The organism is bacterium (genome assembly GCA_021159335.1).
In the GTDB taxonomy this organism is placed as follows: Bacteria; UBP14; UBA6098; order B30-G16; family B30-G16; genus JAGGRZ01.
This window is the reverse complement of the sequence record JAGGRZ010000045.1, coordinates 1-7,494: the sequence shown is the minus strand read 5'-3', so window position 1 is coordinate 7,494 and position 7,494 is coordinate 1. Positions and strand designations below refer to the sequence as shown.

At 45.4% G+C, this 7,494-nt stretch carries 5 protein-coding genes; 3 read left to right on the top strand and 2 right to left on the bottom strand.

The features are described from left to right. Nucleotides 1-50: 50 nt before the first annotated feature. Nucleotides 51-956 carry a GTPase Era gene (gene era, locus J7J62_02810; GenBank protein ID MCD6124084.1) on the bottom strand — a complete coding sequence of 302 codons (906 nt, stop codon included), beginning with the start codon at nt 954-956 and terminating at the stop codon, nt 51-53. 125 nt (nt 957-1,081) lie between these two features. Between era and J7J62_02805 the strand changes: the two genes are divergently transcribed. Together J7J62_02805 and J7J62_02800 are read left to right on the top strand one after the other, a co-directional pair. Beyond that, nucleotides 1,082-2,359 (top strand): serine hydroxymethyltransferase, encoded by a 1,278-nt coding sequence (locus J7J62_02805; GenBank protein ID MCD6124083.1) that lies wholly within the window; start codon nt 1,082-1,084, stop codon nt 2,357-2,359. Nucleotides 2,360-2,472: 113 nt separating this feature from the next. Beyond that, nucleotides 2,473-5,277, top strand: coding sequence for a pyruvate, phosphate dikinase (locus J7J62_02800; protein ID MCD6124082.1), 2,805 nt, complete (start codon nt 2,473-2,475; stop codon nt 5,275-5,277). A gap of 178 nt (nt 5,278-5,455) precedes the next feature. On the opposite strand, the gene J7J62_02795 is transcribed toward J7J62_02800, so the two are convergent. Beyond that, nucleotides 5,456-6,676: a hypothetical protein gene (locus tag J7J62_02795; GenBank protein ID MCD6124081.1), complete on the bottom strand. Its 1,221-nt coding sequence runs from the start codon at nt 6,674-6,676 to the stop codon at nt 5,456-5,458. 201 nt (nt 6,677-6,877) lie between these two features. Between J7J62_02795 and J7J62_02790 the strand changes: the two genes are divergently transcribed. Continuing rightward, nucleotides 6,878-7,494: hypothetical protein (locus J7J62_02790; GenBank protein MCD6124080.1), on the top strand; the 617-nt coding region annotated here is incomplete at its 3' end.

The window sequence follows — 7,494 nt, the reverse complement described above, 5'->3', positions numbered from 1 at the left end:
GTCCCCCTCCTTGCCCCTCGGGAGGGGGGATATTTTTATTGCGGCGGGTATTATCTCATGTAACCTAATTCTCTTATCGCACGCTCTTTTTTGAACCAGTCCGGACGAATTTTAACCCAGAGATTAAGAAAAATCTTTCTCCCAAAAATTTGTTCAAGCTCAAGCCTTGCTTGCGTTCCGATTGACTTTATCCTTTTCCCTCCTCTTCCGATAACGAGCGCTTTCTGACCGGGACGAGCAACTATTATGTTGGCATCGATACGCAAAACTTCGGGATTGTTTTCATCGGGACCCATGCTCTCTATCTCTACCGCCGAGTTGTATGGCACCTCCTGATGAACAGCCATTATGAGCTTTTCACGAATTATTTCGGCTGCTATGTCTTCGGGTCGCTGGTCGGTAAGCGTGCCCTCGTCGTAGAAAGGTGGCCCCTCGGGAAGAATCTCTATTATCTTATCCAAAAGCGAATCAACATTGGTGCCGTTAAGCGCGCTTATGGGGATTACTGCCTCAGGTTCCTTTATACCACCAACTTGAAAATCAATAGATTTCAAATTAATATCCGGGTTTAGGTCGATTTTATTCACCGCGACTATAAGAGGAGCCTTTGACTTTTCGTAAATCTTTTCAAGTGCATCGATGTCGTCCTGCACAAGGTCGTCGGTCGCATCCACGATGTAGATGTTAAGGTCGCTATCTTTGGTGGCTCGCATAGCATTCTGAACAAGAATTTCGCCCAACTTATGGATAGGGTTATGTATGCCGGGGGTGTCTATGAAAACGATCTGGCAGTCGGGACGATGAAGAATCCCCAATATGCGCGTTCTCGTGGTCTGGGGTTTAGGAGTTACTATAGCCACCTTGTGCCCAAGAATCCTATTGAGCAATGTCGATTTACCGACATTAGGTCGTCCAAAGATTCCCACAAACCCGGATTTGAAAACTTTTTCCGCCATAGTTGCCTTATTGTTGCTTTGGATTGATAATTTATTAAATTATAATATTATTTCCAACTAAAAATTGGTTGATTAAGTGTAAAAAATAGTTATGTTTTGCAAATAAATTGAGTAAGGAGGTAGCAATGTTCCTTGAAGAGTTAAAACGCACCGACCCCGAGATATTTGAGGCTATATACCTTGAGCTTCGCCGCCAGACGGACGGTCTTGAGCTTATAGCCTCGGAGAATTATACCTCATACGCTGTTCTCGCAGCCACAGGTTGTGTTATGACAAACAAATACGCCGAAGGTTATCCTAAGAAGCGATATTACGGTGGATGCCAGTTCGTGGACATAGCCGAGGAACTCGCCAGAGAGCGTGCCAAAAAGCTTTTTGGTGCGGAACACGCCAATGTCCAGCCACACAGTGGTTCACAGGCTAACATGGCAGTTTACTTCACTGTTCTCAAACCGGGCGACACTATAATGGGGCTAAAACTTTCGCACGGGGGACACCTTACTCACGGTCATAAGGTCAACTTTTCGGGCATTCTGTACAATGTGGTTCACTACGGCGTTGACCCCGAAACCGAAACGCTAAACTACGATGAAATAAGGAAGCTTGCGCTCGAACATAAACCAAAACTAATAATGACGGGTGCATCAGCCTATCCGCGATTCTGGGATTTCGCGAAATTCCGCGAGATAGCCGATGAGGTAGGAGCAGTTCATGTGGCAGACATGGCGCACTTCGCTGGTCTCGTAGCTGCCGGACTTCACCCAAGCCCGGTGCCCCACGCAGACTTCGTTACTTCAACCACCCATAAAACACTTCGCGGTCCGAGGTCAGGGTTTATTCTTTGCAAGGAAGAACACGCCAAAGCACTCGATAAAGCCGTTATGCCGGGGATGCAGGGCGGACCTCTCATGCATGTTATCGCTGCCAAAGCTGTGGCATTCAAGGAAGCATTAACCGACGAATTCAAGCAGTATCAGAAGCAGATAGTAGCTAATGCTAAAGCTATGGCTGATGAGTTCACGAAACTTGGCATAAGGCTTGTTTCGGGCGGAACCGACAATCACTTGATGCTGCTCGACCTCCGCTCGCTCGGCATAACTGGCAAGGAAGCTGAAGAAGCGCTGGGCAAAGCAGATATAACGGTAAACCGAAATACGATACCATTCGACCCTCAGAAACCGTTTATAACAAGCGGCATTAGAATAGGAACGCCAGCAGTAACGACGCGCGGCATGAAGGAAGACGAAATGAGAGAGATAGCACGGCTAATACACCGAATTCTGACCAACATAAACGATGAAAGTGTGATAAATGAAGCGAAAAAGAAGGTCAAAGAACTTTGCGAAGCATTCCCTCTGTACCCGGAGCTCGTTAAGGAGATGGAAAAACTAAGACAGGCATAATTAAATAACAGCAATAAATACGATTTTTAAACGAAATTCTGGGGGAATTATTACTACCAAGATTTCGTGGGTGAAAACAAAATTTTAGGATTAACGGTAAGGAGGATGTTAAAATGGCGAAGTATGTGTACTTCTTCTCCAAGGAGTTCGTTGAGGGTTCTGCTGAGATGAAGGACATCCTCGGTGGCAAGGGTGCTAATCTTGCCGAGATGTGCAGGATAGGACTTCCGGTGCCGCCGGGGTTTACTATTTCGGCTGAAGTATGTGACTACTATTACAAGCACAATCATACCTATCCACCAGAACTTGAAGAACAGGTTAACGAGGCATTGGAGAAGCTTGAGAAAATTCGCGGCAGGAAACTTGGCGACCCCAAAAAACCATTACTCGTATCGGTCCGTTCAGGTGCCGCCGTTTCCATGCCGGGAATGATGGATACAGTCCTAAACCTCGGGCTAAACGAAAAAACTCTCGAAGCCCTTGCCGAGGAAACAGACAATCCAAGGTTCGCGTGGGATGCCTACAGGCGACTCATTCAGATGTTCGGCGATGTTGTGCTCGGCATTCCCCACGAGGAATTCGAACACGCGATAGAAGAAGTGAAGCGAGAGTTCGGAAAAAGACAGAACATTGAAGGCATTGATGAGATGACGCAGGAACAACTGAATAAACTGGTGCCCGACACAGCGCTAACGGTAGATGACCTTAAGGAATTGGTCAAAAAGTATATGGAAATATACGAAAAACATGGCAAGACATTTCCGCAAGATGTTAACGAGCAGCTCTGGATGGCTATAGGAGCGGTGTTCGGCTCATGGAACAACCCGAGAGCAGTGAAGTACAGAGAAATCCACAACATAAAAGGCCTTCTGGGCACCGCGGTCAACATTCAGACGATGGTATTCGGTAATCTTGGCGAGGACTCGGGAACAGGTGTTGGTTTCACAAGGAATCCTTCAACGGGTGAAAACAAGCTTTACGGCGAATACTTACTTAACGCACAGGGCGAGGATGTGGTAGCAGGTATCCGAACACCAAAGCCAATCGATGAACTTAAGAACGAGATGCCAAAGGTTTACGAAGAGCTTTTGAAGATAAAGGACATTCTCGAGAAACACTACCGCGATGTTCAGGACTTCGAGTTCACCATAGAACGCGGCAAACTCTGGATGCTTCAAACCAGAACCGGAAAGCGAACAGCTCAGGCAGCAGTAAAGATAGCAGTGGATATGGTAAAAGAGGGCTTAATAGACAAAAAGACAGCAATACTACGCATCGACCCCAATTCCATTGACCAGCTTCTTCACCCTACCTTCGACCCCGACGAAGAGAAGAAGGCGAAAGTTATCGCACGCGGCCTGCCCGCCTCACCGGGTGCTGCCACAGGAAGAGTGGTCTTCAACGCCGAGGAAGCCGAAAAGTGGGCTAAAAATGGCGAAGCGGTTATACTAACCCGACTGGAAACCTCACCCGAAGATATAGGTGGCATGGCAGTTTCCAAGGGAATACTAACCGCGCGCGGCGGAATGACATCACATGCTGCGGTGGTGGCTCGAGGAATGGGGATACCATGCGTTGCCGGCGCTGGCGATATCGCCATAGATTATGACAACAAGCAGTTTAAGGTCGGAGATGTGGTGGTGAAACAGGGAGATTGGATCTCAATAAACGGCGCACTCGGAACAGTCTATCTCGGCAAGATTCCCACTATTGAGCCAGAGGTAGCCGGTGACTTCAAAACCATAATGGACTGGGCAGACGAATTCAGGAAAATCGGCGTTCACACCAATGCGGACACACCCCGCGATACCGCTATTGCGGTAAAATTCGGCGCTGAGGGAATAGGACTTTGCCGCACCGAGCACATGTTCTTCGAGGGTAAACGGATTGTTTCGTTCAGGAAAATGATTCTGGTAGCTGATGAGGTAAAAACTCTTAGGCAGCGGCTTGAAGAACTCCCCGAGGACAGCGAAGAATACGAAAAGGTTAAAAAAGAGCTCGAGCAACCACTGGCACAGTACAATCAGGCGCTTGAAGAACTCCTCCCCTTGCAGCGCGAAGACTTCATAGGAATATTCCGCGAGCTGGGTGGCAGACCCGCAACGATAAGACTTTTAGACCCTCCGCTTCACGAGTTCCTGCCAAAGGATGAGAAAGGACAACAGGAGATGGCTGAGGCGATGAATGTTCCTGTGGAAAAAGTAAAGCGGACCGTCGAGGAATTGCACGAATTCAACCCCATGCTCGGTCATCGAGGATGCAGATTGGGACTCACATATCCCGAGGTGACGGAAATGCAGGTCAGGGCTATTATTGAAGCTGCAATCCAGGTTAAGCGCGAGGGCATAGAGGTTCGCCCTGAAATAATGGTTCCGCTGGTCGGCCACTGGAAAGAGCTTCAGCTGACGCGCGAGGTTATAGACAGAACTGCAAAGAAAGTTTTCGAGGAACTCGGCGAAGAGGTCGAATACAAAGTAGGCACGATGATTGAGGTTCCACGCGGGGCAATAACTGCCGATGAGATCGCCCAATATGCGGACTTTTTCTCGTTTGGAACAAACGATTTGACGCAGATGGGTTCTGGTTTCTCCCGCGACGATGCTGGCAAATTTCTAAAGGATTATGTTAAGATGGGCATCTATGACGAGGACCCGTTCCAGGTTCTCGACCAGACAGGTATAGGAAGGCTGATGAAGATAGCGGTAAAATATGGTCGCCAGAGCAATCCCGACCTTAAAGTGGGGATATGCGGTGAACATGGCGGCGAACCGAAATCAGTAATGTTCTGCCACAGGATCGGACTCGATTATGTTAGCTGCTCGCCATACAGGGTTCCAGTAGCAAGACTCGCAGCAGCGCAAGCAGCAATACTTTACGGCGAACCCGGCAAAGAAATAGAGGGCGAAAAGCTGTGGTAAAAGCTTAAAAAAGTAATGGTAAAAAGAATCTGCCGGAATCTTTAGCACGATCAAAAGTTCCCCAATAAAATCCCGGCGCTTGACAGGTCGACATTTTTGGCAAAAAACTACCCCCTTCAATGGGGGTAGTGCATTAAATAGGAACGCATTTTAGCAAAGTGTGATTACAAACAACTAATTAATTGTATATCACCTCATTCGTTCCGAAAAGATAAATTATGATAAGAAGGGAGTTGCATACCCCGAATTCGCTCCTTCGTAGATGCCACGAATCGTGTATGTGTTGCCCTGCGAAGACATAGACTCCTCCAACCAGATTGTCAAGAGCATCTTTCATTGCCTGAATGAATGGCTCGTTTTTTGCCTCTTCGCTATCACCTCGCGTGTGGTTAACATATATCGAAAGGTTATTGGTATGAGTATCATATGCCAAGCTTATAGCAAACCCGCCGTATCTTTCGTAGAAATCGTGGATGCTGTTTATAAGATAGTCGTAGGATGGCATCCCAATTTTCTCGTAGAAAGCAGAGTATACAGACCTGAATTGGTCAAGAAAGTCAACGAGTGCTTCATAACCGATGGCTTCGTCGCCTATATCGATTGAGAAATGATATTTTCTCACCTTGCACCACGACCACTCCCAAGGGAGATATACAGTCTGCGTGTAAACTGGGAATATACTTCCCGGACCCACATGGCCATAAATATAGTAACCACCGCCATCTTTGTGAAGGTAGCAGTTTCCCATAGGACGAATCGTATTGTAAGTTAATGTCGATATAGCCCACGATGTAATGCTACATATAAGGTCGCAGAAACTAAACTGCGTAAAGTCAGTCTCGTTTTGCATTTTTCTCGCAAAAACCTTGTATTTTTCATTAACTACATCCGGATAATCCTCGTAGTCGTAGTAATAACCCGTTCCCTCAAGCTGGCAGAACTCGTTAACCTTAAGTTTCATAGTCGAATACTTGACCATCTCATCAATAGTGCGGGTAATGTCCACATCACCGTCGGGATGAACATAAAGGTCGAGGATTACGCTATCGCCCTTGTGCACGCCAGAAAACTTCCAGGTATAATATTCGCCCACTATATTGCCTTCCTTATCCTCGTATAGATACACTCCATCGTATGTTGCGGGATACTCAGGATAGTCGGTGCCATGCATTCCCTTTATTAGGGTCGTATCGGTTACGCTAACATCAGGCATAAGAGTGAAGGCATAGCGTCCCGTAATATTAGCGCAGTGCTCCTCCTCCTTTGACTCCTCCTTAGAGCACGAGGTGAGGAAAAACACAGAACCAATGAGCAACGCCTCTAACAAAGCTATAGCGATTATCTTTTTAGAAACTTGCTTAGAGAACCAGTAAAACAAAGCATACACACCTTTCCTCATACCATACACCTCCTTTTTGACTCACCATATTAGCCCAATCTTCAAAAATAGCGATAAAATAAGGTTAGCGATTGCTTTGATGTCAAGTAGAATTATAATTAGAAAAATATTTTGGCTTTATGAAGGAGTGTGGTGAGGAAGGTTTTGGTGGTGAGGTGAAAAGTATTGAAAATGTTTCTCATAAAATAGCAGGGGGTTAAAATGAGATGGTTAGCGATAATTACCATATTAATTTTTGAATTATTATATGCTCAACCTATAGTGAGAATATTATACCCCCGTATTGATAGTATGATAAGCGTGCCTGGAGGAACTTATATCCAAAAAGCCAGTTTAAGCCAACCATTAAATCCATTACGAGAAATAGCAAGAGTTGAAATAATAGATTCAACCAGCGATTCTATATATTTTAAATCTGTTGAATATTGGTATGATTACATAGATTCTTCAGGAAGACATATTAATTACAGATTTTGTTGGGATAGTTTAACTTTATGTCCTTGCAAAATAACAATATCAAATAATAGGTGGCTTCCAAGTAAACTAAACTATATACGAACTGGCATTTATCAATCATATTCTTTAGAGACATGTTCCACACTCATAATTCCTCCTGACACTGTCCTACCTTTCTATGTGTCTAAAAACATACATTTAGAAAGAATATCTCATCATGTATGGAATTTATACTTTGGTATTTGGTATATAGACTCATTGGTTCCCCCTAAAAGAATTGATGGTAGTTTCTTTTTATCTCCTATATGTAATGATTCAGGAAAATGTACACCGCCTGAGAGAAGACCATATATTTCTTTCGG